Origin of the sequence: Sphingobacterium tenebrionis (assembly GCF_037126265.1) — a bacterium.
Classification (GTDB): domain Bacteria; phylum Bacteroidota; class Bacteroidia; order Sphingobacteriales; family Sphingobacteriaceae; genus Sphingobacterium; species Sphingobacterium tenebrionis.
In genome coordinates, this window is the sequence record NZ_JAYLLN010000015.1 from 36,725 (window position 1) to 60,822 (window position 24,098).

General features: G+C 40.8%; 21 protein-coding genes. 18 read left to right on the plus strand and 3 right to left on the minus strand.

The annotated features are described in order from the left end of the window. Positions 1-58: 58 nt before the first annotated feature. Positions 59-2,314 (minus strand): GH92 family glycosyl hydrolase, encoded by a 2,256-nt coding sequence (locus tag VJ786_RS07845; protein WP_336557545.1) that lies wholly within the window; start codon positions 2,312-2,314, stop codon positions 59-61. A 159-nt stretch (positions 2,315-2,473) separates the two neighbouring features. On the opposite strand from VJ786_RS07845, the gene VJ786_RS07850 reads away from it, so the two are divergent. Further along, positions 2,474-3,502, plus strand: coding sequence for a LacI family DNA-binding transcriptional regulator (locus VJ786_RS07850; protein WP_099367728.1), 1,029 nt, complete (start codon positions 2,474-2,476; stop codon positions 3,500-3,502). On the opposite strand, the gene VJ786_RS07855 is transcribed toward VJ786_RS07850, so the two are convergent. Continuing rightward, positions 3,468-3,932 (minus strand): methionine-R-sulfoxide reductase, encoded by a 465-nt coding sequence (locus VJ786_RS07855; RefSeq protein WP_099367727.1) that lies wholly within the window; start codon positions 3,930-3,932, stop codon positions 3,468-3,470. The genes VJ786_RS07850 and VJ786_RS07855 overlap by 35 nt on opposite strands. Before the next feature lie 240 nt (positions 3,933-4,172). Between VJ786_RS07855 and VJ786_RS07860 the strand changes: the two genes are divergently transcribed. The 16 genes from VJ786_RS07860 to VJ786_RS07935 are packed head-to-tail and all read left to right on the plus strand — an operon-like array spanning position 4,173 to position 21,264. Next, positions 4,173-5,453 (plus strand): cytochrome c3 family protein, encoded by a 1,281-nt coding sequence (locus VJ786_RS07860; RefSeq protein ID WP_099367726.1) that lies wholly within the window; start codon positions 4,173-4,175, stop codon positions 5,451-5,453. 40 nt (positions 5,454-5,493) lie between these two features. Then, a complete protein-coding gene (locus tag VJ786_RS07865; protein WP_336557546.1) occupies positions 5,494-8,505 on the plus strand; it encodes a TAT-variant-translocated molybdopterin oxidoreductase in 3,012 nt (1,003 codons plus the stop codon). Positions 8,506-8,533: 28 nt separating this feature from the next. Continuing rightward, positions 8,534-10,015, plus strand: coding sequence for an NrfD/PsrC family molybdoenzyme membrane anchor subunit (gene nrfD, locus VJ786_RS07870; protein WP_099367724.1), 1,482 nt, complete (start codon positions 8,534-8,536; stop codon positions 10,013-10,015). 7 nt (positions 10,016-10,022) lie between these two features. Beyond that, positions 10,023-10,559 carry a DUF3341 domain-containing protein gene (locus tag VJ786_RS07875; protein ID WP_099367723.1) on the plus strand — a complete coding sequence of 179 codons (537 nt, stop codon included), beginning with the start codon at positions 10,023-10,025 and terminating at the stop codon, positions 10,557-10,559. Continuing rightward, positions 10,552-11,181, plus strand: coding sequence for a c-type cytochrome (locus VJ786_RS07880; RefSeq protein WP_336557549.1), 630 nt, complete (start codon positions 10,552-10,554; stop codon positions 11,179-11,181). Before VJ786_RS07875 ends, VJ786_RS07880 begins: the two co-directional genes overlap by 8 nt. Positions 11,182-11,200: 19 nt before the next feature. Further along, complete coding sequence (locus tag VJ786_RS07885; RefSeq protein ID WP_336557550.1) at positions 11,201-12,436, plus strand: quinol:cytochrome C oxidoreductase; 1,236 nt, start codon at positions 11,201-11,203, stop codon at positions 12,434-12,436. Positions 12,437-12,477: 41 nt separating this feature from the next. After that, positions 12,478-13,809: a cytochrome c oxidase subunit II gene (locus VJ786_RS07890; RefSeq protein WP_336557551.1), complete on the plus strand. Its 1,332-nt coding sequence runs from the start codon at positions 12,478-12,480 to the stop codon at positions 13,807-13,809. 25 nt (positions 13,810-13,834) lie between these two features. After that, positions 13,835-15,709, plus strand: a complete 1,875-nt coding sequence (locus VJ786_RS07895; protein ID WP_180268513.1) for a cytochrome c oxidase subunit I — start codon at positions 13,835-13,837, stop codon at positions 15,707-15,709. Between the two features lie 52 nt (positions 15,710-15,761). Continuing rightward, a complete protein-coding gene (locus tag VJ786_RS07900) occupies positions 15,762-16,820 on the plus strand; it encodes a COX15/CtaA family protein (RefSeq protein ID WP_336557553.1) in 1,059 nt (352 codons plus the stop codon). Between the two features lie 18 nt (positions 16,821-16,838). Next, positions 16,839-17,744 carry a heme o synthase gene (cyoE, locus tag VJ786_RS07905; protein WP_336557555.1) on the plus strand — a complete coding sequence of 302 codons (906 nt, stop codon included), beginning with the start codon at positions 16,839-16,841 and terminating at the stop codon, positions 17,742-17,744. A 5-nt stretch (positions 17,745-17,749) separates the two neighbouring features. Further along, positions 17,750-18,352, plus strand: a complete 603-nt coding sequence (locus tag VJ786_RS07910; protein WP_336557556.1) for a cytochrome c oxidase subunit 3 — start codon at positions 17,750-17,752, stop codon at positions 18,350-18,352. Between the two features lie 9 nt (positions 18,353-18,361). Further along, a complete protein-coding gene (locus VJ786_RS07915) occupies positions 18,362-19,099 on the plus strand; it encodes a cytochrome c oxidase subunit 3 (RefSeq protein ID WP_336557557.1) in 738 nt (245 codons plus the stop codon). Positions 19,100-19,129: 30 nt separating this feature from the next. After that, positions 19,130-19,504 (plus strand): cytochrome C oxidase subunit IV family protein, encoded by a 375-nt coding sequence (locus tag VJ786_RS07920; protein ID WP_099367715.1) that lies wholly within the window; start codon positions 19,130-19,132, stop codon positions 19,502-19,504. 14 nt (positions 19,505-19,518) lie between these two features. Continuing rightward, positions 19,519-20,241 carry a photosynthetic protein synthase I gene (locus VJ786_RS07925; protein ID WP_134777092.1) on the plus strand — a complete coding sequence of 241 codons (723 nt, stop codon included), beginning with the start codon at positions 19,519-19,521 and terminating at the stop codon, positions 20,239-20,241. A gap of 8 nt (positions 20,242-20,249) precedes the next feature. Continuing rightward, complete coding sequence (locus VJ786_RS07930; protein ID WP_336557558.1) at positions 20,250-20,786, plus strand: DUF420 domain-containing protein; 537 nt, start codon at positions 20,250-20,252, stop codon at positions 20,784-20,786. Between the two features lie 10 nt (positions 20,787-20,796). After that, positions 20,797-21,264, plus strand: coding sequence for an ABC transporter ATPase (locus VJ786_RS07935; protein ID WP_336557559.1), 468 nt, complete (start codon positions 20,797-20,799; stop codon positions 21,262-21,264). Between the two features lie 175 nt (positions 21,265-21,439). Here VJ786_RS07935 and VJ786_RS07940 read toward each other — a convergent pair whose 3' ends face one another. Next, a complete protein-coding gene (locus tag VJ786_RS07940) occupies positions 21,440-21,835 on the minus strand; it encodes a DoxX family protein (RefSeq protein WP_099367711.1) in 396 nt (131 codons plus the stop codon). 113 nt (positions 21,836-21,948) lie between these two features. On the opposite strand from VJ786_RS07940, the gene metG reads away from it, so the two are divergent. Beyond that, positions 21,949-24,015 (plus strand): methionine--tRNA ligase, encoded by a 2,067-nt coding sequence (metG, locus tag VJ786_RS07945; RefSeq protein ID WP_336557560.1) that lies wholly within the window; start codon positions 21,949-21,951, stop codon positions 24,013-24,015. Positions 24,016-24,098: the final 83 nt, after the last annotated feature.

Consider the following 24,098-nt stretch of genomic DNA (forward strand, 5'->3'; position numbering starts at 1 on the left):
ATTTCTCCTTTCCCTTAATTAACAAATTGCATACCCAATGGTTTGGTATGACAAAAGGTTAGTTTTCCATCGAAGTAGGCCAGGATTTCCTTTTTGTTCCGAATTTGAAGTTCGGTTTTTCCGACATCTGGAATTCCAAGGTGCCTCCTTTGAGCATTTCCGAATGAGTGATAAACAGCTTATCGTATTTCTTACCATTCAATCGGATGGAATGGATATACCTGTTCCTGGAAGAATTATCCTTTGCGATAATGTGGAATGTTTTTCCATTTGGCATTTGTATGCTCGCCTTATCCAATACCGGGCTTCCGAATACATATTCTCCATTGACTGGTGAAGCGGGATATAAGCCCATCATGGACCATACGGCCCAGGCACTCATTTGTCCGGCATCTTCATTACCGGCATAGCCATCTGGACGGTCATGGTACATGGAGTCTAAGATCGTGCGGACTTTTTCCTGGGTTTTCCAGGGTTTTCCAATGTAACTATACATATAAGCGATATGATGACTAGGTTCATTTCCATGAGCGTATTGGCCAATAAATCCTGAAGCATCCGGAGATTGGTTTTCACCAGTCATAATGGATGGTGCTTTGAAAAGGGTGTCTAACATCAGCTCCAATCCATTCTTTTTAGGGAATAATTTTGCTAAACCTCTAACATCGTGAGGCACAAAAAATGAATGTTGCCAGGCATTACCTTCGATATATTGACTTTTGTCGAAATCGTGTTCCGAATAGAATGGATCAAAAGGTTCAAAGAATTGGCCGTTTTTTAGTTTAGCACGCATGAAACCTGTTTGTGGGTCAAAATGGTTTATATAATTCTTTGCTCGCTTGCTGAAGGTTTTAAAGTCCTCTAGTTTGCCCAGTTTTTTGGCGACCAAGGAAATACAATAGTCGTCAAAAGCATATTCTAATGTTTTGGTTACTGAACCTCCGTTCACATCTTGTGGGACATAGCCATATTCGATATAGGCCGGAACTTCACGGATCTTTTGATATGCACTCGCCAACATGGCCTGATAAGCTTTTTCCTGATCGAGTCCAGGCCAATCTTTGAGGATGGCATCGGCAATAACAGGGATGGCGTGGTAGCCGGTCATGGTATTGGTCTCAAAAGTACTCAAGTCCCAAACGGGTAAAAGGCCATTCTCTTCGTAAAAGGCCATCATACTCTGGAGGATATCTGTATATCTTTCCGCTTGCGTAATGGTAAATAAAGGTTTTAACGCTCGGAAGGTATCCCAAAGGGAAAATAGGGTATATCGTTGTCCAGCATTAGGCATTTTATGGGATTCTCCTTTATAATTTTTATAGGCACCGTCCGCATCCGAATATAAGGTAGGAGATAGAGCGGTATGGTATAGGGCCGTATAAAAGATGGTTTTTAGTTTTTCGTCGGCCGATTCTACTTGGATTTTGGACAATTCTTTTTCCCACTTGTTTTGGGCTGAAGTCTTAGCGGCAATGAAATCCCAATCGGGGATTTCGTTCAATGCAGCCAATGCTTTTTCTTCGTTGCTCGTGGAAAGAGCAACTTTTAGGGCAACCTGGTTTTGGTTAGGAAAGGTAAATTGTGCATTTACTGCTTCTACGGGGCCAGAAGTGCTTGTGTTGGTTTGAGAGACGCTGGAAGAGCTGGTTTTTTCCCCATTTAATAAGTAGGTGGAGAAAGGATTTTCAAATCGGATGGCGAAATAAATATGTTGTTTATTCGCCCAACCATAGGAATATCTTTTTCCAATTATGGTATGCTTATCAATGATCTTTATTTCGGTATCCATCGGTCTATCCCAATTAAAAGCATGGGCAAGATCCAAACGGATGGTTGGCCTGCTGCTGGCAGGAAATTGGTATTGATGAAAACCTACGCGCTCTGAGGCCGTCAATTGAGCAAGGATGCCATTCTCTAGTTTTACTTGGTAAAATCCGGGGCTTGCCATTTCATCCTGATGGGAGAATCTGACCCGGGTATCCAATCTGTTCTGATCCACAGGGTTCGTTAGGGGCATAATAGCGATATCCAACCAATCACCAATACCTGTTCCGCTGAGGTGCATATGGCTGAAGCCCGCAATGGAATCGGCAGAAATATGGTAACCGCTCACCCAGTCCCAGCCGCTCTTACCATTATCTGGTGATAACTGAACCAAGGAGAATGGAACGGTCGCTCCAGGATAGGTATGGCCATGGCCGCCGGTACCTATGAAAGGATCCACGTATTTGCTGAGCTCTTGAGCCTTTAGACCCAATGTGCCCAATAAAAGGCCAGTTAACAGTGGTAAAAATCGTTTAGAATATATGATCATAATGCAGTTTATTTCGATTTACAGCTTTTCAAATATAAGCTTTTAAATCAATTTAAACCCTTTTAGCAAATTATTTAGCGATTAATTTAGCATTTATTTGCTAAAATTTAGCTGATTTTATATATTTGGTTTGTATAACATCAACAATAACCTACAAACATGAAGAAGCGTATTTTGATCTCAGACATAGCCAAAAGCTTGGGCGTATCCGTTACGACCGTTTCCTTTATCCTGAATGGGAAAGCGAAGGAAAAGCGGATCAGTGAAGGATTGACCAAGCGTGTATTGGATTATGTGAAAAAGGTCGGGTATAAACCAAATCAATTAGCACAGAGTCTGCGGACTGGCCAATCCAAGATTTTAGGATTGATCGTAGAAGATATTTCCAATCCATTTTTCTCCAATGTAGCTAAGTATATCGAAAGGATAGCGTATGATAACGGCTACCACATCATTTATTGCAGTATGGACAATGATGTAACAAAGGCTAAAGAACTTATACAGCTATTTTACGATCGTCAAGTAGATGGTTATATCATTACGCCGCCTGAGGGTTTGGAAGAAACAGTGGCTAATCTGATAAAAAATAACGTCCCAGTTGTTTTATTTGACCGTTACATCCCAAATTTGGAAACAAATTATGTGGTGTTAGATAATTTCAATGGAGCTTTTACGGCCACCAAGCACCTGTTGGAAAATCCTTCCAACAAGCGGGTCGGTTTTGTTTCCCTATTTTCGAACCAGACCCAGATGCGGGACCGTTTGGAAGGTTATATGAAAGCCATTGACGATTTCCAACAGCAGGCCTACATCAAAAAGATCAAGATTGATGAAGATGAGGCATCGTCGATCGAACAATTGCACGAATTTATCGCATCCAATAAACTGGATGCTGTATTATTTGCTACGAATTATCTGGCAATCCATGGGTTGAAGGCCATCAAGGAATATAAAATGAAATTACCCCATATGGTCGCCTATGATGACCACACCCTTTTCAGCTTATATGAGCCGGGAATTTCGGTGGTCACCCAAGATACTGCAACCATTGCCAATGAACTTATCCATACACTCTTGAATGAAATTAAAGGAAAGAACAAGGAATTGCAGAAAATCACCATTCCAAGTGAACTGTTGGTCCGCGGATCTTCCGTTATTTCTGAGGAGGCGCTGGAACAAACTTCATAGAAATAGAATTCACACAATGTCTCGTGTTTTTGGAGGTGAATCCTTCTCCTTCAAAAACATGGCCCAGGTGGGCATCACATTTCGCACATAAAATCTCCACTCTTCTTCCGTCTGCATCGACCTCCCTGCGCACAGCACCCTTGATTTCATCATCAAAACTTGGCCATCCACAATGGGATTCAAACTTATCATCTGATTTGTACAAAGGGGCATCGCAGCGTTTGCACACATAGGTACCTTTCGCTTTATTGTCCAATAGTTTTCCTGTAAAAGGTCTCTCGGTACCTTTTTGAAGGATGACGTACTCTTCTTCAGGGGTTAGTTTGTTGTATTTTGTTGTGTCGTTCATAGCGATTTTGGTTTTGGGCTGTTGCGACTGCGCACAACCGGTAAAAACAAATAAAAATAAAATGCAAATTATTATTCTCATAGTACCACTAAGTTAGGGAATAATTGGGAGTAAAAAATCAGATTAGTGTTAATTATTGGCATGTAGGACAACAAATGCAAAGCTATTTAGAATGATTATAAATTGATAAATTAAGTCATCAAATTGTCAGTGATTGCTTAATAAGTTATACTTTTGTGCATTGTTTTGTACGGTATTGTGTACCTATAGTAGAGAGTCAACAATTAATTATTACACATAAAATAGTATAAAGTGCTAAATATGAGAAATATCTCATCCGTTTTAGGAAGACTTGCGAAGTCAATATCAGTAAGTTTGGTATTGTTATTTGCCGTTACTACTGCTGCGCAAGCGCAGGATGCTGCGAATGGTGCTGCGCTATTCAAAGCGAATGCATGTCAGTCATGTCACACGTTAGGAAGGAATGGCGTTGGACCTGACTTGTTAGGGTTGTCAGAACGTCGTGAAATGGGTTGGATTGTGAAATGGATTCACAACCCACAAGGTATGATCGATGCTGGAGACCCAATTGCATTGGAGTTGAAAGGGAAGTATCCAACAGTGATGACTCCATTTGCGAGTTTATCTGAATCAGATATCGCTGACATGGTAGCTTATTTGGACGCAGAGAAGGTTAAAGCTGAAGAGAAGAAAAATTCTCCTGCTGCTGCCGGTGCTGCTGCAAGTTCGGATGCAAACACCATGATGATCATCGGATTGGTTGCCCTATTTGTGGTTGCCATTGCCGTTATCTTCGCGTTGAACAGAGTAACCAAAACTTTGGAGCGTGTTATTGCCAACAACCAAGCAGCTATTGCTGAGGCACAGGCAAGACATGAAGAGGCAGGCGAAAGCAATACGGCTAAATTTGCTCAAGCATTCCTTAAGAATAAGAAATTGGTATTCTTCGTGGTATTAATGGTGGTAGGTCTTTTAGGAGCTGCAGGATGGAACACAATGTGGAACGTAGGTGTTCACCAAGGTTACAAACCTGTTCAGCCTATTAAATTCTCGCACCAGATCCACGCTGGGGTAAACCAAATCGAATGTCAATATTGTCACGGTGGTGCATTCAAATCTAAAAATGCATCTATTCCATCTGCGAATGTTTGTATGAACTGTCACAACACGGTAACAGCATCTGACCATTACGATGGACAAACTTCACCTGAGATTGCGAAACTATACCGCGCGGTAGACTGGGATCAAGAAACCAGAACTTACGGTACCAATACTAGACCGATTGAATGGGTTAGAATTCACAACCTTCCTGATTTTGCGTATTTCAACCACTCCCAGCACGTTGTTGTAGCGGGTGTTGAGTGTCAAACATGTCACGGTCCTATTCAGGATATGGAAGAAGTTTACCAATACTCACCACTAACCATGAAATGGTGTGTTGACTGTCACAAAGAGACTGAGGTTAATAAGGATAATGCTTATTACGACCAGTTGATCGAAGCTCACGAGAAATTGAAAAAAGGTGAGAAGATGACAGCAGCGATGATCGGTGGATTAGAGTGTGGTAAATGTCACTATTAATGAATTAATTTAGAAATACAGAATCTTATATATAGCTTAAATGGAAAGCAATAAAAAATATTGGAAAGGCTTAGAAGAGTTAAATCAAACACCTGCTTTTGTTGAAGGAAGCAAGGGAGAGTTTGCTGAGTCTATTCCTGTAGAAGATGTGTTAAACGAAGCTGGTTTAAGTACAAAGACTCCTCGTCGTGATTTCTTAAAGGCTTTAGGTTTCGGTTTGGGAGCTGTTACATTAGCAGCTTGTAACCGTACGCCAATTCATAAGGCTGTTCCTTATGTGATCAAACCAGAGGAAATCACTCCAGGTATTCCTAACTTCTACGCTTCATCCTTCAATGGTCAGAGTGTAATCGTTAGAACACGCGAAGGACGCCCTATCTCGTTAGAAGCTAACCCAAATGCTGTTGGATTAAATCAAGGTACAGATGCGAGCACTTCGGCTTCGGTACTTGATCTATACGACATGTCTAAATTACAGGCTCCACAGATTGGTGGCAAGGATGTAAGTTGGGCACAATTGGATAAAGCGGTTGTAGACGCATTGAATAAAGCACAGGCTGCCGGAAAACAGATCACGATTGTTTCGGATACAGTAAACAGTCCGTCGACTTTGGCTGCCATTGCTGCACTTGCTGCTAAATACCCTACAACACAACATGTTCAGGTTGATGCAGTTTCTTACAGCGGTATCATCGAAGCAAACAGAGCTTCTTTCGGTAAAGCTGTTATCCCTTCTTACCATTTTGACAATGCACAAGTTGTTGTATCCGTTGCAGCAGATTTCTTGGGTTCTTGGTTAGCTGGTGAGGAGCATACGCAAGATTATATCAAAAACCGTGACCATAAATCATTGAAAGGTGGTAAAATGTCACGCCATATCCAATTTGAATCTGGTCTCTCGATGACTGGTTCGAATGCTGACGTCCGTGCAGCGATCAAACCTTCTGAAGAAGGAGCAGTATTGATCGGCTTGTACAATGCCATCACAGGATCTTCCATCGCGGGAGGTACTACGAATGCGAAAGCAACCACTATCCTTAAATTAGCTGCTGCTGAATTAGTAAAAGCTAGAGGAGCTGCAGTTGTTGTTGCAGGGTCAAACGATATCAATACGCAAGTTTTGGTCAACGCGATCAACTCGGCATTAGGTGCTTACGGATCAATCATTGATTTGGATAATTATTCTAAACAATATCAAGGTTCGGATGCCGCATTCCAACAATTCTTGACAGCAGCAAAAGCTGGACAAGTAGGAGTGGCCTTCTTCTTAAACAGTAACCCAGTATATAACTACTTCAAAGCAGAAGATGCAAAAGCTGCAATTGCGAAAGTAGATTATACGGTATCCTTCGCTGATAGAGCTGATGAAACAGCATCAGAATTGAAAGCGATCGCTCCAAACTGTACTTTCTTAGAGGCTTGGGGTGATGCATCAGCAAAAGAAGGATTATTCACGATCATCCAACCAACGATCAACCCAGTTTTCAACACCCGCCAAGCAGAGCAATCTTTATTGACTTGGGCAGGTGTGAACAAATCGATTCATGATTTCGTAAAAGAAACTTGGGAAACCACTATCCTTGCAGGTACTGGAAAAGCTTGGAAAGATGTATTACAACAAGGTTTTGTTTACAAAGGATCAACTACAGGATCTGCTTATGCATCAAACGCTGATGTAAATGCGGCTGCTGCAGCGATCGTAAATGATAGCAAACGCGTTTCTGGCGGTGTAGAATTGAAATTATACGAATCTACTACCTTAAGAGATGGTCGTTATGCAAACAATGCTTACTTACAAGAATTGCCTGATCCGGTATCCAAAGTAACTTGGGACAACTATGCTGCCATCAACCCAGTGGATGCGGAGGAATTAGGAGTTAAAGAAACAGGAAAAGTTACTGTTGAAGCGAATGGCTACAAAGTAGATCTTCCTGTGATCTTGCAACCAGGTCAAGCAAGAGGTACTGTTTCAGTAGCTGTGGGTTACGGCCGTACGAAAGTAGGTAAAGCAGGTAATGAGGTAGGGGTGAATGCTTATCCATTTGCTAGTCTGGTTAATGGAACTATCCAATTGTCTGCAAAAGCGACAGTTTCCAAAGCATCAGGCATCTACGAATTAGCTCAAACACAAACACACCACACGATTGAAGGACGTAACATCGTTCGCGAAACTTCATTCGCTAAATACTTGAAAGATCCTAACTCAGAATCTGGTCGTTTCGCAGATACGCACCAAACTTATGACTTGTGGAACAAGTTTGAACAACCAGGTCACCGTTGGGTGATGGCGATCGACTTGAACGCTTGTACAGGATGTGGATCATGTATCGTGGCATGTAACGTAGAAAACAATATCCCTGTAGTAGGACGCGATGAGGTTCGCCGTCGTCGTGAAATGCACTGGTTGCGTATCGACCGTTACTATACCCTAGAAAATGGAGAAGCTTCTTTAACAAAAGAAAAAGAGATTGCAAAAGCTGACGGCATGGATTACGAAAGTGTAACCGTTGTTCACCAGCCGATGCTATGTCAACATTGTGAGCACGCACCTTGTGAGACGGTATGTCCGGTATTAGCTACTGTACACTCATCTGAAGGTCTTAACCACATGGCTTATAATCGTTGTTTCGGAACACGTTACTGTGCGAACAACTGTCCATACAAAGTACGTCGTTTCAACTGGTTCAACTACTGGAATGATTCTCGTTTTGATAACTATCTGAACAATGAATTCACGCAATTGGTATTGAATCCTGATGTAACTACACGTTCTCGTGGGGTTATGGAGAAATGTTCAATGTGTATCCAACGTATCCAAGCTGGTAAATTACAAGCGAAGATCGAAAACCGTAAAGTAAAAGACGGAGATATTAAGATGGCATGTCAAGCAGCATGTTCTGCCAATGCTATCATCTTTGGAGATGCTAACGATCCGGAGTCAGAAGTTTCTAAAGCATTACGTAACGAACGTGTTTATTACGTATTGGAAGAAATCAACGTTCAACCAAATATTGGTTACATGACGAAGGTTAGAAACACATTTGAAGCTTAATTTTTTTCTAGACTGAAATTAAAAAACTATGTCATCGCATAACGAATCAATATTAAGAGAACCATTAATTACCGGCAAGGATATCACCTACGCACAAATCACAGATGATATCTTACTTCCGGTTGAGAATAAGCCCAACAAAGCTTGGTGGATCGGTTTTACGGTTGCCGCATTAGGAGCAATGTTATGGGTAGTGAGTGTTGGATACACGTTTTGGACAGGTATCGGCGCTTGGGGATTGAACAAAACAGTAGGCTGGGCCTGGGATATTACCGACTTCGTATGGTGGGTAGGTATTGGTCACGCCGGTACGTTGATCTCCGCAGTATTATTATTATTCCGTCAGAACTGGCGTAACTCCATCAACAGATCGGCTGAGGCGATGACAATCTTTGCCGTTATCTGTGCCGCAACTTACGTTGTTGCTCACATGGGTCGCCCTTGGTTAGCATACTGGATTTTCCCACTTCCTAACCAATTCGGATCACTTTGGGTGAACTTTAACTCTCCATTAGTATGGGATGCCTTTGCGATCTCCACTTATTTCACGGTATCCTTAGTATTCTGGTACTGTGGTTTATTGCCGGATATTGCAACTGTTCGTGACCGTGCTACGGGTTTAAAACAAAGAATCTACTCTATCCTTTCTTTCGGATGGAACGGATCAGTGAAAACTTGGCAACGTTTTGAGATCGTATCCTTGATCTTAGCCGGTATTTCCACACCACTTGTACTTTCGGTACACACCATCGTATCCATGGACTTTGCAACTTCTGTAATTCCAGGATGGCACACCACGATCTTCCCTCCATACTTCGTTGCTGGAGCGATCTTCTCGGGTTTCGCCATGGTACAGACCTTATTGTTGATCTTACGTAAAGTAATGAACTTCGAGAACTACATTACCATGTTCCACATCGAATCGATGAACAAGATCATCATGGTAACAGGTTCTATCGTAGGTATTGCTTACTTGACCGAGTTATTCATTGCATGGTACTCTGGTTCAGAATATGAGATGTATGCATTCGCAAACCGTGTTGCTGGTCCTTATGCATGGGCTTACTGGGCGATGATGACCTGTAACGTAATCTCTCCACAGTTATTCTGGTTCAAAAAGATCCGTACAAGTATTCCAATCTCTTGGGTATTGTCGATCATTGTGAACATCGGTATGTGGTTTGAGCGTTTTGTAATTATCGTTACTTCTTTGCACCGTGACTACTTACCATCATCATGGGCAATGTTCTACCCAACTTGGGTTGACGTGGGTATCTTTGTTGGATCCATCGGTCTATTCTTCACTTTATTCTTACTTTTCCTTCGTTTCCTTCCAGGTATTGCGATTGCAGAGGTTAAGTTGTTGTTGAAGAGTGCGAGTTTACAACAGAAAACCAAACTTGTTCAAGAAGGTGCATTCCCTGAGGACCAAGTGGAATACTTCAGAAACTCATTGGATAAGTACGATACAGTAACTGAAGAGGACATTAAGGCATTAAGAAAAAAATAATTTAGCAATGAGCAATACAAAATATATACTAGGAAGTTTTGCGGATCCTGATGAAATGATGCACGGGATCGATAAGTTGCAAGCGAATAACATTAGCATTTACGATTGTTTCACACCAATGCCTATCCACGGTATTGAAGCTAAATTAGGTGTAAAGCCATCACGTTTACCAATTGCAGCATTTATCTTCGGTATCACCGGAACGATATTAGGATTTAGTTTATTATTCTATACGATGGCTTATGATTGGCCGATGAACATTGGTGGAAAACCATCAATGCCGTTGCCAAACTTTGTACCCGTAACATTTGAGGTAACTATCTTGATCTGTGCATTGGGTATGGTAGCTACGTTCTTTTTCCGTAACCATTTGTTTCCAGGACGCGCACCACGTGTTATGGATTTGAGAGCAACGGATGACCGTTTTATTATTGCAATTGATGCTAATGAGAATACTGACCATGGTTTGATCGATAACCTATTGAAAGAAGCTGGCGCAGTAGAAGTTAAATACAATGAAAGAAAATATGTTAGTTATGAATAAGAAGAATTTTCTTGGAACTGTATGTGTAGCTGTCGCTTTGTCAGCGGTCGTTTCTGCTTGCGGGGATGGAACAACGCGTAGTGCCGGATGGGAATTCTCGCCCAATATGTATGAACCGCTTGCTTTCAACCCGGATCAGCCAAACCCGAATTTTAAAGATAACAAGACAGCTCAATTACCACCAACAGGTTCAGATCCTATCGGATTTGTACGTTTTGAATATCCAAATACCACTGAAGGATATACCCAAGCTGGTTTAGAAGTTAAAAGCCCTCTAGCGATGACAGATGTAAATCTGAAACAAGGAGAAGCTTTGTTCTTAACTTATTGTGCAGTATGTCATGGTAAAGAAGGAAATGGAGATGGTCCATTGACAAAAGATAGAAAAGTGAAGGATTCTCGTGGAGAGCGTGATTTGGAGAAATTCCCTCCGCCACCATCATTCCACCGATCAGCAGGAGCTAAATCGACTAGAGGTACGGTTATGGCTGACCTTTCGGATGGTCAAATATTCCACACCATTACTTACGGATACAATGCGATGGGTTCACACGCATCACAATTGACTCCAGATGAGCGTTGGAAAGTGGTAATGTACGTACATGAATTACAAAAAAAATAATCTAACATCGATAATATAAATGGGAACTCACAATCATCATCACGATTATAATTTCAGCGAGCAATTTCAATTCGCAGGGATCGCCAAGGTCCTGAGTTTGGTTGCTATCGTTGTAGGAATAGGCGCTATTGCATTTGGCTTACTATCCAGTGACCATATCATGGTTGAGCGTACATATGCCAATTTATTATTGATGGGTTATTACTTTACATGTGTTTGTGCAGCAGGAGCATTCTTCGTTGCATTACAGATGGTAACTCAATCAGGTTGGTCTGCAGGTTTACTACGTATCCCTCAGGCTATGGCAAGCGTACTTCCAATCGCCTCAATCATCTTATTGGTTATTGTTGGCTTAGGCTTAACAACGCATAACCTTTACCACCACTGGCATGCTGAAGGATTAACTGATCCTAACAGCCCGCACTACGATAAATTGGTTGCCGGTAAAGCCGCTTTCTTGAACGTTCCAGGATTCTTGATCCGTCAGATCCTGTTCATGGGTAGCTACGCGATCTTCGCCTTTATCTTAGCAAAATTGTCATACAATGAAGATTTAGAAGGTGGACTTACATCTTATAAGAAAAGCTTTAAATTATCAGCTATTTTCTTAGTAATCTTTGGTTTCACAACACCTATTTGGTCTTTCGATACCATCATGTCCTTAGAGGCACACTGGTTCTCGACCATGTTCGGTTGGTACAACTTCGCAGCAATGTGGGTAAGTGGACTAGCTGTAATCATTGTGATCTTAGTATTATTGAAGAAAGCTGGTTATATGAACTGGGTTAATGAGAACCACCTACATGATTTAGGTAAATTATTGTTCGGTTTCTCTATTTTCTGGACTTACGTTTGGTTTGCACAGTTCATGTTGATTTGGTATTCTAACATTCCAGAGGAAACGGTTTATTTCTACAAACGTTGGGAACCTGAATACAAGCCTTGGTTTTGGATAAACATTATCATTAACTTTGTGGCGCCTGTATTATTATTGGTAGACCGTGACGCAAAACGTAGATTGAACATGATGTTGTTCGTAGCGATCTTGTTATTGTTAGGACATTGGTTAGATTATTACATCATGATTATGCCAGGTACTGTTGAAAACCACCGTGGATTCGGTATTGTGGAGATCGGTACTGCCATTGGTTTTGTAGGATTGTTTACTTTCTTAGTGATGTCTAAATTGAGCAAGCATGCTCTGGCACCTAAGCATCATCCGTTCTTGGATGAGAGTTTACATCATCAGATATAATAGCGAATTACTTGAAATTACGTTCAAACGTCTTATAAGAAATGAAGTTTAAAATTAATACAAGATTTAAGTCCTTGTTTGCTGGATTATTAGCAGTTAACCTCTTCTTTGCAGCACCTGCTTTAGCATCTGTTCAAGATTCTACTGCAACAGCAGCGCCAGTTGAGCAAACTGCCGTAGCAACGGACTCTGCGGTTGTAGCGACAGATTCAACAGCAACAGCAACTACGACTGATACCGTAGCGGCTGCTGCTCCTTCGAATTCCGTTACGCCTACGGCAACCACTACACCAGAAGAAGTAAAAGTTATTGATCCTCAGGTTTACAAAAACTTGACTTACTATATCCTTTTCTTCTTGGTCATCTGTGCAGTTTTTGCTGTAATTGGTAAAGTACATTCTATCTACACCCTTACAAAACGCGTAAATGGTACTTACAATCCTTTAGCTAACAATACAATCCAAGCTGTTTTATTCTTGGTTTTCTTGGTGGCTTTCTTAGGTTTTGTTTACTATGGTTATGCAGTATGGGGAGATTGGTCTTGGAGACCAGCGGTTACCGAGCATGGTAAAGACGTAGATACCATGTTCATCATCACAACTGTAATTATTACCGTTGTTTTGGTATTGGTTCACATCCTATTATTAGGTTTCGCATTCCTTTATAGAATGCGCGCTAAACGTAAAGCCTATTTCTATCCACATAACGATGCTATCGAGCGTTTATGGACGATTGTACCAGCAGTAGTATTGACTGTTTTGGTATTGTTCGGTTTCTTTACTTGGCGTAAGATCACCAACATTCCTGAAGAGCTTAAGAAATCAGCTTTACAGGTAGAGGTGTTAGGTGAGCAGTTCCAATGGACAATTCGTTACCCAGGAACGGATGGAGTAATCGGAAAACGTAATTACAAAATGACGACTCCATTGAACGGTTATGGTATCGACTTCAATGATAAATCCTCATGGGATGATATCAAAGGAGATGAGATCGTAATTCCGGTTAACAGACCAGTTCGTTTCCATATTCTTTCTAAAGACATTATTCACTCGTTCTATATTCCTGATTTCCGCGTACAGATCAATGCTGTACCTGGTATGACGAACTACTTCCAGTTTACTCCAACTGTAACTACTGAAGAGATGCGTGATAAGATGAATGATCCTCAATACAACTACGTGATGCTTTGTGCTAAGATCTGTGGTGCTTCACACTACAATATGCAGAAGAACGTTCGCGTGGTAACCGAGGCTGAATATAGTGAATGGTTAAGCAAGCAGGCTAAATTCTTTACAGAAGATGTACAGAAAGAGTTTGCAGAACTTCATGGTGATGATACGAAGGAAACTCGTATTGCTGCTTCAATCAATTAATAGAATAGAGAATATAAAATAGCATATGTCAACTACAGTTATATCGCACGACGCAGCTCATCACGATGATCATGGTCACCATCATGAGACGTTCTTGACGAAGTATATCTTCAGTCAAGATCACAAGATGATTGCAAAGCAGTTTTTGATCACAGGTATTATTATGGCCGTTTTCGCCATGGTACTGTCGATTTTATTTCGTATCCAACTAGCATGGCCTGACAAAGAATTCCCTATTCTAGAAGTATTCTTAGGTAAATGGGCTGAAGGTGGACGTATTAAACCAGATTTCTTCCTTTCGTTAGTAACGATCCATGGTACCATGATGGTATTCTTCGTATTAACAGCAGGTCTTTCTGGAACATTCAGTAACTTATTAATTCCTTACCAATTAGGTGCACGTGATATGGCATCGCCATTGATGAACATGTTATCATACTGGTTCTTCTTTGTAGCTTGTGTTATCATGGTTGCTTCTTTCTTTATCGAAAGTGGACCTGCATCTGCCGGTTGGACCATCTATCCGCCACTCTCTGCCGTACCGACCGCCATCGCGGGTTCCGGTCTTGGTATGACCTTGTGGTTAGTGAGTATGACCTTGTTCATCGCTTCACAGGTATTAGGTGGTGTAAACTACATCAGTACCGTATTGAACATGCGTACTAAAGGTATGGAACTTTGGAAGATGCCTTTGACTATTTGGTCTTTCTTCTTAACGGCAATCGTAGGTTTATTATCCTTCCCAGTATTAGTTTCTGCGGTAGTATTATTATTCTTCGACCGTTCAGTTGGTACATCTTTCTATCTGTCAGACTTAGTAGTAGGTGGTACGATCCTTCCTAATGAAGGTGGTTCGCCAATCTTATTCCAACACTTATTCTGGTTCTTAGGTCACCCTGAGGTATATATCGTAGTTATGCCTGCATTAGGTTTAACTTCTGAGGTAATCTCTACAAACGCTCGTAAACCGATCTTTGGTTACCATGCGATGGTTTACTCTTTAGTTGGTATTACGGTATTATCCTTTATCGTATGGGGTCACCACATGTTCGTTACAGGTATGAGTCCTTTCTTGGGAGGTGTCTTCATGATCACCACGTTGATCATTGCGGTTCCTTCTGCTGTAAAGGCATTCAACTATATTGCAACTCTTTGGAGAGGTAATATCCGTTTCACTCCAGCGATGATGTTTGCTATCGGTATGGTATCATTCTTCGTATCTGGTGGTTTGACAGGATTGTATTTAGGTAACGCAACATTAGATATCAACTTACACGATACGTATTTCGTAGTTGCCCACTTCCACTTGGTAATGGGTTCTGCTTCGATCTTCGGTATGCTTTCTGGAGTTTACCACTGGTATCCGAAAATGTTCGGTAGAATGATGGATGAGCGTTTAGGTTATTTCCACTTCTGGTTAACATTTATCGGTGCTTACTTGGTATTCTTCCCAATGCACTTTATGGGTATCGATGGGGTACCTCGTCGTTACTACGCATTTACCGAATTCCCTTTCATGGAGAAATGGGTATCTGTAAACTTATTGGTTACATGGGCAGCGATCGTTTCTGCTGTAGGTCAAGTAGCGTTCTTATGGAACTTCTTCGCTTCGATCTGGTGTGGAAAACGTGCGCCTCAAAACCCTTGGAAATCCAATACTTTAGAGTGGACTACTCCGGTAGAACATATCCACGGAAACTGGCCAGGAGAAATCCCTTCAGTATACCGTTGGCCATATGATTACTCTAAGCCAGGTCATGATGAAGACTTTATTCCTCAAACAGTTCCACACTCTCAAACCATGAGCTCTAACTTGCTACATGATTGGGAAGGAAACGAAGAGGGTATAGCTGCTCAAAAAGCGTACAACCGCGAGCACGATAGAGAAATAGAAGGGTAGGCTCATACCTACCTCTTCTTTATTCGATTATAATTTGTAAAAGGAGAGATCCATGTATCCATCAGCTGAAAAGCGTTTTATTCGGATAAATAAGATCACGATTTTCGTTCTTTTCATTGTTATTGCAGCAGGAGGAATCGTTAGGAGTACAGGTTCGGGCATGGGATGTCCGGATTGGCCTAAGTGTTTTAACCGTATCATTCCACCTACCGATGTTTCGCAATTGCCAGCAGGCTATGAGCAACATTATGTAGAAGGAAGGGTTAAAAAAAACGAACGATTTGCCAAAATGATTGAATTCTTTGGATACAAGGATTTGGCCGATCAGATTCGTCACGATGAATCGATATTGGTTCATGAAGAATTCAATGCCGCAAAGACCTGGACGGAATACGTTAATCGATTAGCAGGTGTCACAGCCGGATTTTTCATGCTGTTTACCGCTATTTATTCCTTTACCTATTGGAAAAAGAAAAAAGCCATAGCAATATGGAGCGTTCTTAATCTTATTGTCGTTGTGATACAAGCCTGGTTAGGCTCTATCGTTGTATCCACTAACTTAACCCCTTGGGTGATTACCATCCACATGTTACTTGCTCTAGTGATTGTCTGTATTGCCATTCACACCTATTTTTGGGCGAAAACATTACGAGATGGAACGATCCTAAAGGCAAATGTAGAACCAAGTTTAAGAATCTGGGCTTTAGTGTCCATCATTCTATTGGTTGTACAAGTAGTTTTTGGAACCGATGTTAGGGAGATCATCGATCATCTTAACCAACAAGCCATTCAACGGGAGAACTGGATAGATGCTATTGGATCTGCTTATCATATACATCGTATTTTGGGCTATATAACCTTGGCCATTACGTTGTATCTATATTTTAAGATCAAATCCACGGGTTTATTCCAAACGGTTCAATACCGTTATGCCTTGATTGCAGTGGTATTGGTTTGTATTCAAATGTTGTCAGGGATTATATTAGCAAGGTTTCATGTTCCTGCTTTTGCACAAACAACGCATTTAGTGGTGGCGAGTCTGTTCGTCGGAGCTCAGTACTATCTTTTGTTATTATTGAGTAAGCCAAAGCCCGTGCTTGCCAGTGCTTAGTTGGGAATTATTTTGATTATGAAAGAGTTTATTTCAGATTTTAACAAACTTGTGAAGCTACGTCTTACACTGACCGTAGTTTTTTCGGCCTCTATCTCCTTTTTGATAGGAGCTACCCAGCAAGGAGATATCATCTGGTATAACTGGGCATTGCTTACATTCGGTGGATTCTTGGTTACCGGTGCTGCAAATGGATTTAACGAGATCATCGAAAAAGATCTGGATAAGTTAATGAAACGCACGATGGATAGACCACTTCCTGCCGGAAGGATGACTACTGGACAAGCCTTGATTTTAAGCTTGTTCATGGGAATATTCGGAACCTTAGTTTTGGTGAATCTTAACTTTATCGCAGGTCTGATTTCCGTGTTTTCCATTTTCCTGTATGCATTTGTCTATACCCCACTGAAACAGAAATCGCCAATTGCGGTATGGGTAGGCGCAATTCCTGGAGCTTTACCTCCTTTAATTGGGTACTATGCAGCGTTTAAATCGGCAGGATTCGGATTGGCCTATGCTGAAGTAAGTGAGCAAGCAATCGTAATCACTCCTTTGGTTTTATTCGCTATTCAGTTTTTCTGGCAGTTTCCACACTTCTGGGCCATTGCTTGGGTTTCTGATGAGGATTATAAGCGAGCAGGTTTCCGGTTATTACCGACAACGAAAAAAGATAAGTTATCAGCTTGGTTTATTTTTATATCCTCGCTGTTAATGGTGCCTGTAGGACTATTGCCTATGTACTATGGGATTGGAGGCTGGGTATTCACCACAGTTTCCGTATTGGGCGGATTGTTGTTTACCTGGTATGGGTATCAGCATTTGGTTAAAATGGAAGTGAGTACAGCAAAGAAGATCATGTTTACTTCATTCGCTTACTTACCAATAACACAGTTGTTGTTATTGTTAGATTTTAAACCTTTTTAAAAACAATGGAATTAAATATTGCAATGGATAAGCAAGAATTGCTAAACGAAGAACTACAGAAATCAAGAAAGGCGAAGAAATTCAATCTTTACCTGGGCATGATCGGTATGTTCATGATGTTTGCTGCTTTTTCAAGTGGGTTTATCGTGTATACGAATAGTGGGGTGGATAAAGGTATCAAAACAATTCTTCCTTATGTATTTATTTATAGTACTGCCGCTATCGTCATCAGCAGTTTAACGATGTACCTAGCTTTTAAAGCAGTAAAAAACAATGACCTTGGAAAACAGAAAATCTTTTTGATTGCCACTATCCTATTAGGTGTGCTGTTCTTTTTCCTACAATTGGAGGCTTGGAGCGTTTTATTCAGCCGTGAGATCACATTCACCAATACGAATGCATCACAGTCGTTTATTTACGTCTTTACAGGTTTTCACTTAGCGCACATCATAGCCGGAATTTTGGTGTTGACGCGTTGTCTGATAGGGGCCATGAAAAATATCCCCCTTGGCAACAATATTTTCCGGATGGAAATTGCCTCAATATTCTGGCATTTTCTAGGCCTATTATGGATTTATATATATGTTTTCTTACTTTTGAATCAATAACAGTAAACAATGAGTACAACAGTATCGCAATTGGATAAGGTAAAAGAGGGACCTTGGAGCGGAGGTAAATCACCTTGGAATTTAGAGTATGGAAAGATCATGATGTGGTTTTTCCTGGTGTCAGATGCCTTTACATTTTCTGCATTCTTGATTTATTATGGTGCTCAGAAATTTGCGCAACCTTCATGGATCGATGCGGATAAGGTATTCCAATCTATCCCAGGTATCGCAGAATCAGGACAACCATTGGTTTTCGTAGGTATCATGACCTTTATCTTAATCATGTCATCCGTGACCATGGTACTAGCCGTAGAAGCTGGACACCGAAACTCAAAACAAGAGGTGGTAAAATGGATGTTATGGACTATTTTAGGAGGTTTAATGTTCATTGGCTGTCAAGCTATTGAATGGACCCACCTACACCATCAAGGATTCTGGTTCGGACGTAACCCTGCAACTGGATTAACGGACGATAATGCTATCGTACAAGCATTGAGCCCTTATTTCACCAAAGAGGTTTCTTATACAGCAGCCCTTCAATTTTCTAACCTTTTCTTTACCATTACAGGTTTCCACGGATTCCACGTATCGATTGGTATCTTGTTGAACATCATCGTTCTTTCCATGACGTTGAACAATACTTTCGAAAGAAGAGGAACGTATTTAATGGTTGAGAAAGTAGGTCTTTATTGGCACTTTGTCGATCTAGTTTGGGTATTCGTATTTACCTTCTTCTACTTAATCTAATTTTAGGGTTCAACATTTAAACTAACGAAAATGAGTCATCACGATCATATAGCAAGCCACGATGCGCACGCGCATGGCGAAGGAATGGATAAAAAACGTATCTGGTCCGTATTCTTTGTTCTATTAGCTTTAACCGCTTTAGAGTTCTTAATCGCATTAGGATTTGTACACCACTGGGGTATCCTTCAAAAAGGAACTTTGGTGAATGTAATCTACATCATCTTAACATTGGTGAAAGCATTTTACATTGTAGCCTTCTTTATGCACTTGAAATTTGAAAAATCAGGTTTCATCATCACTTGTAGTATTGTATTCTTATTTATCATATACTTCATTATCTTAATGTTGATTGAAGGTGGTCACTTGAATGACTCTTTCACACATCAACCAATTTTCCCTCATTAATAAGCATATTTGAAATGAGTAAACATACTCGTTCGAAGAATATATCGAAATTAATTATCCTGGCACTCGTTCTATTTGTGCCAGGATTTTTATATATACTGGTTAATAAAATGGGCTCCAATGAGTACATTAAGCTACCAGTATTCGGTGAAAAACATCTTTCTGGTAAGATGAACAGGGTGATGGGTCGTGAAATTCCCGATACTGTTTTCCATCAGCTTACCGAAGTGGATTTCATCAATTATGATAATAAACCGGTTAGGTTTCTGGAATCTGATACGATTATTACCGTAGCTCATCTATTCTATGGCAAGGATCAAGGACTATCGAAGCAATTGCTGCACGATGTCAATACTATTGCTACCCGTTTTAAGTACAATCCGAAGATTCAGCTGTTTTCCATTGATGTGGATTCTACCGATAGTCAACAAGTAATGGAGGAGGCAATTGCGCCATACAGCAAGGATAGAAACCCCAATTGGTTTGTCGTTAACCAACCCAACACTGACATCTTTAAATATGCTCGAGAGCGGATGTTATTGGAGGCTATGCGGGTGGATGGGGATCCAAACAAGTTTGTCATCAGCAACCAGATCATCTTGATCGATTCTAAAAAACGGATCCGTGGTATCTACGACATTAGCCTTCGCTCTGAAATAGATCGTTTGGAAGATGAGGTAAAAGTGCAGGTGGTAGAAGAAATCAGAAACTCACCATTAAAAGTAGAAAGAAAGTAATCATGGGAATGACTGAAGAAGAAAAAAAATATAAAGGGATTATTTGGGCTTTGTCCATCATTATCCCACTTGCCGTAGCTGCCCTGTTTGGGATCAACCTTCCAAAAATGGGTTATGAGGTAAAACCATTAGGTTTCTTACCTCCGATTTATGCCACTATCAACGGTCTTACTGCTGTTACTTTAGTGGTTGCTGTATCTGCAATCAAACGGGGTAACATCAAGTTGCACGAGAACCTGATCAAATTATGTATGGTCTTTTCATCCTTATTCTTGGTGATGTATGTGGCCTACCATATGACTTCAGAATCTACCAAATTTGGCGGCGAAGGAACTATTAGATACATCTATTATTTCATTCTGGTGACACACATCGTGTTATCCGTGGTTATTATTCCTTTTGTATTATTTACCTTTGTAAGAGGGATTGCAGGAGCCTATGAACGCCATAAAAAACTAGCCCGTATTACCTATCCAATGTGGTTATATGTTGCTGTTACAGGTGTTATTGTTTACCTGATGATATCCCCTTATTACGCACATTAAGGAGAATAACATGAAAAAGATATGGATTTATCAAGCTGATCGTTTCTTTACCCAACCTGAACACGAACTGGCGCAGGAGAAGTTGGATAGATTTGTAGAGGAATGGACCGCCCATGGGAATCAGTTAGCTGGAAAAGCGGAAATCAAATACAATTTATTTATTGTTTTTACGGTTGATGAGGCCATGGCGCAAGTAACCGGATGCTCCATTGATAAATCGGTTCGGGTATTGAAGGAATTGGAAGAGGAATTGAATATCGGTCTTTTCAATAGAATGTTGATCTCCTACCGTGATACAGAGGGTAATATACAACTTGTTTCACGTGAAGTTTTTGATTCCTTGTGTAAGGAAGGTGAAGTAGGGCAGGAGACCATCGTTTTCAATAACTTGATTCAATCCGCAGACGATTATTCCAGCAAATGGGAAGTCCCATTAAAGGATAGTTGGCATGCCTCTGTTTTTTTTGCTTCGGTGTAAAAGCATACTGAAAGTATACTAAAAGTATGTAAAATGTATGTTTTATATACTTGGCCCGTACTTTAACCCTGCTTTAAGCATACTTAAACTACGATTACACCCCTAATTCAAACATATTCTGAAGTTCTAGGTGGGAAGCAAGCCCAAGAAAACGGATAAAATACGTTAGGGGTATTTATTTCTTATCGATACTTAATTTTCCAGGTCCCATAATGGCAAATGCAATATATACGGCCATGAACTCCAAAGCATGGGAAGCTCCGGATAAGCCATCCCCTTTCGCCAAATGATTTAGAGCGGCTACCAACATTGTTAATGCTAAAAATATAGAAGCCGGTTTGGTCCATAATCCCAACATCAAAAAGACAGAGCCCAGACTTTCCACCAACCCTGCTGAAAAACCAAATACGGTAGGCATGAAGTTAATGCCCAAATTGCTCATAGATCCTCCAATCTTAGTCCATAGCTCAGGACCACCCATTAATTTCGGTAATCCGTGGAAAGCAATCATGGTTGCCCCAATGACTAACCTGATAATTAGTAAACCGATGTCTATCTTTGAATTTCGCATGTATAATAAGTATTAGTGCTTTTTTGGTTAGGACAATATACATTTTTTTTGGCAATTTGCTGTATCTTTGCTAGCCGACAATTTTGTTGGAATTCATTAAAAACACACAAACCTTGGATATATTTAGCAAACAACGTTATACCATAACATCAGCATTACCTTATGCTAATGGTCCATTGCATATCGGTCATTTGGCCGGTGCATACATTCCCGGAGATATTTTTGTCCGTTTTCTACGTTTGAACCAAAAGGATGTGGTTTATGTCTGTGGTTCTGATGAACATGGTGCAGCCATTACCATCAAAGCCAAAAAAGAAGGCGTTACTCCACAGGAGATCATTGATAAATACAACCTTCAGATCAAGGAGAGCTTCGAGCAGTTCGGGATCTCTTTCAACATATATCACCGTACTTCGGAGCCGATCCACCATCAATTGTCTCAAGAATTCTTCTTGAATCTTTATGAAAAAGGAGAGTTCATTGAGCGTTTCTCTGAGCAATATTATGATGAGGAATATCATCAGTTCTTGGCCGATCGCTATATCGTGGGAACCTGTCCACATTGCCACAATGAAGGCGCCTATGGCGACCAATGTGAAAAATGTGGTACTTCCTTGAACCCAACCGATCTGATCAATCCAAAGTCTACTCTAAGCGGTAAAACGCCTATATTGAAGGAAACCAAGCATTGGTACCTGCCTTTGGATAAATATCAACCGTGGTTAGAGAAATGGTTGATCGAAGGAAAGAAAAATGAACTTAAATCCAATGTGTTTGGACAATGCCAATCTTGGTTGAAGTCAGGATTGCAACCACGTTCGATGACACGCGATTTGGATTGGGGGGTTGATGTTCCTTTAGAGGAAGCCGAGGGCAAGAAATTATATGTTTGGTTGGATGCACCAATCGGTTATATTTCTGCCACCAAACAATGGGCAATCGATGAAGGTAAGAATTGGGAAGATTATTGGAAAAAGCAAAGTAACCCAGAAAATGATTCCACCTTGATCCATTTTATTGGTAAGGATAATATCGTTTTCCATTGCATTATTTTCCCAGCGATTTTACATGCCCATGGGGAATATATCTTACCGGAGAATGTTCCAGCCAATGAATTCCTGAATTTAGAAGGGGATAAATTATCGACATCCAGAAACCATGCGGTTTGGTTACATGAATATTTAGAAGAGTTCCCTGGCAAACAGGATGAACTGCGTTATATGCTGACTTCTATTCTTCCGGAAACCTCCGATAGTGAGTTTACATGGAAGGATTTCCAGGCACGTGTGAACAATGAATTGGTAGCGATTTTTGGAAACTTTGTGAACCGGGTTATGGTTCTTTCCCATAAATATTTTGATGGTAAGGTTTTGATGGGTTCTCCATTGACTGCAGCTGATCAGGAGGTGTTGGATGAGTTGGCAAAAATTCCTGCGCAGATCAAACAATCCCTATCGCAATACCGTTTCCGCGAAGCTTTGGCAACCTTTATGAATGCTGCCCGCTTAGGAAATAAATACCTGGCTGATGAAGAGCCTTGGAAGGTTATTAAAACTGATGAAGAGCGTGTTAAGACTGTGCTTTTTGTAGCTGCTCAGATTGTTGGAAACTTAGCGGTGATGGGACAGCCATTTTTACCTTTTACCAGTACAAAGGTTTTTGAAATGTTGAACCTGTCTGCAAAATCTTGGGAAGATGCAGGTAAAGCTGATTTATTAGCCAATGGCCATTTATTGGGAGAGACACAATTGTTGTTTGAGAAGATTACGGATGAGCAGGTGGAATTTCAATTGACGAAATTGGCGAATGCAAAAGCGCAAAATGCTTTAGCAGCTCCTAAGGCACCACAAAAGCCAAATATCAGTTTTGATGATTTTGGGAAATTGGATATTCGGGTAGGAAGGATTTTGACCGCTGAGAAGGTGGCGAAGACGAAGAAGTTGTTGAAGTTGACGATTGATACTGGTATTGATAAGAGGACAGTGGTATCTGGAATCGCGGAGCACTTTACACCTGAGGAGATAGTTGGTAAACAGGTTTCTATTTTGGTGAATTTGGAGCCTAGAGAGATAAAAGGAATACAATCCCAAGGGATGATTCTGATGGCAGAGGATGCGGATGGAAGATTGGATTTTGTAAATCCAATATCTGAGGTATCTGCTGGAAGTATGGTGAGATAGGGGGGTATTGTCATGCTGAGCGTAGTCGAAGCATCTGTTCGTTAATGGCGTACAGATGCTTCGACTTCGCTCAGCATGACATT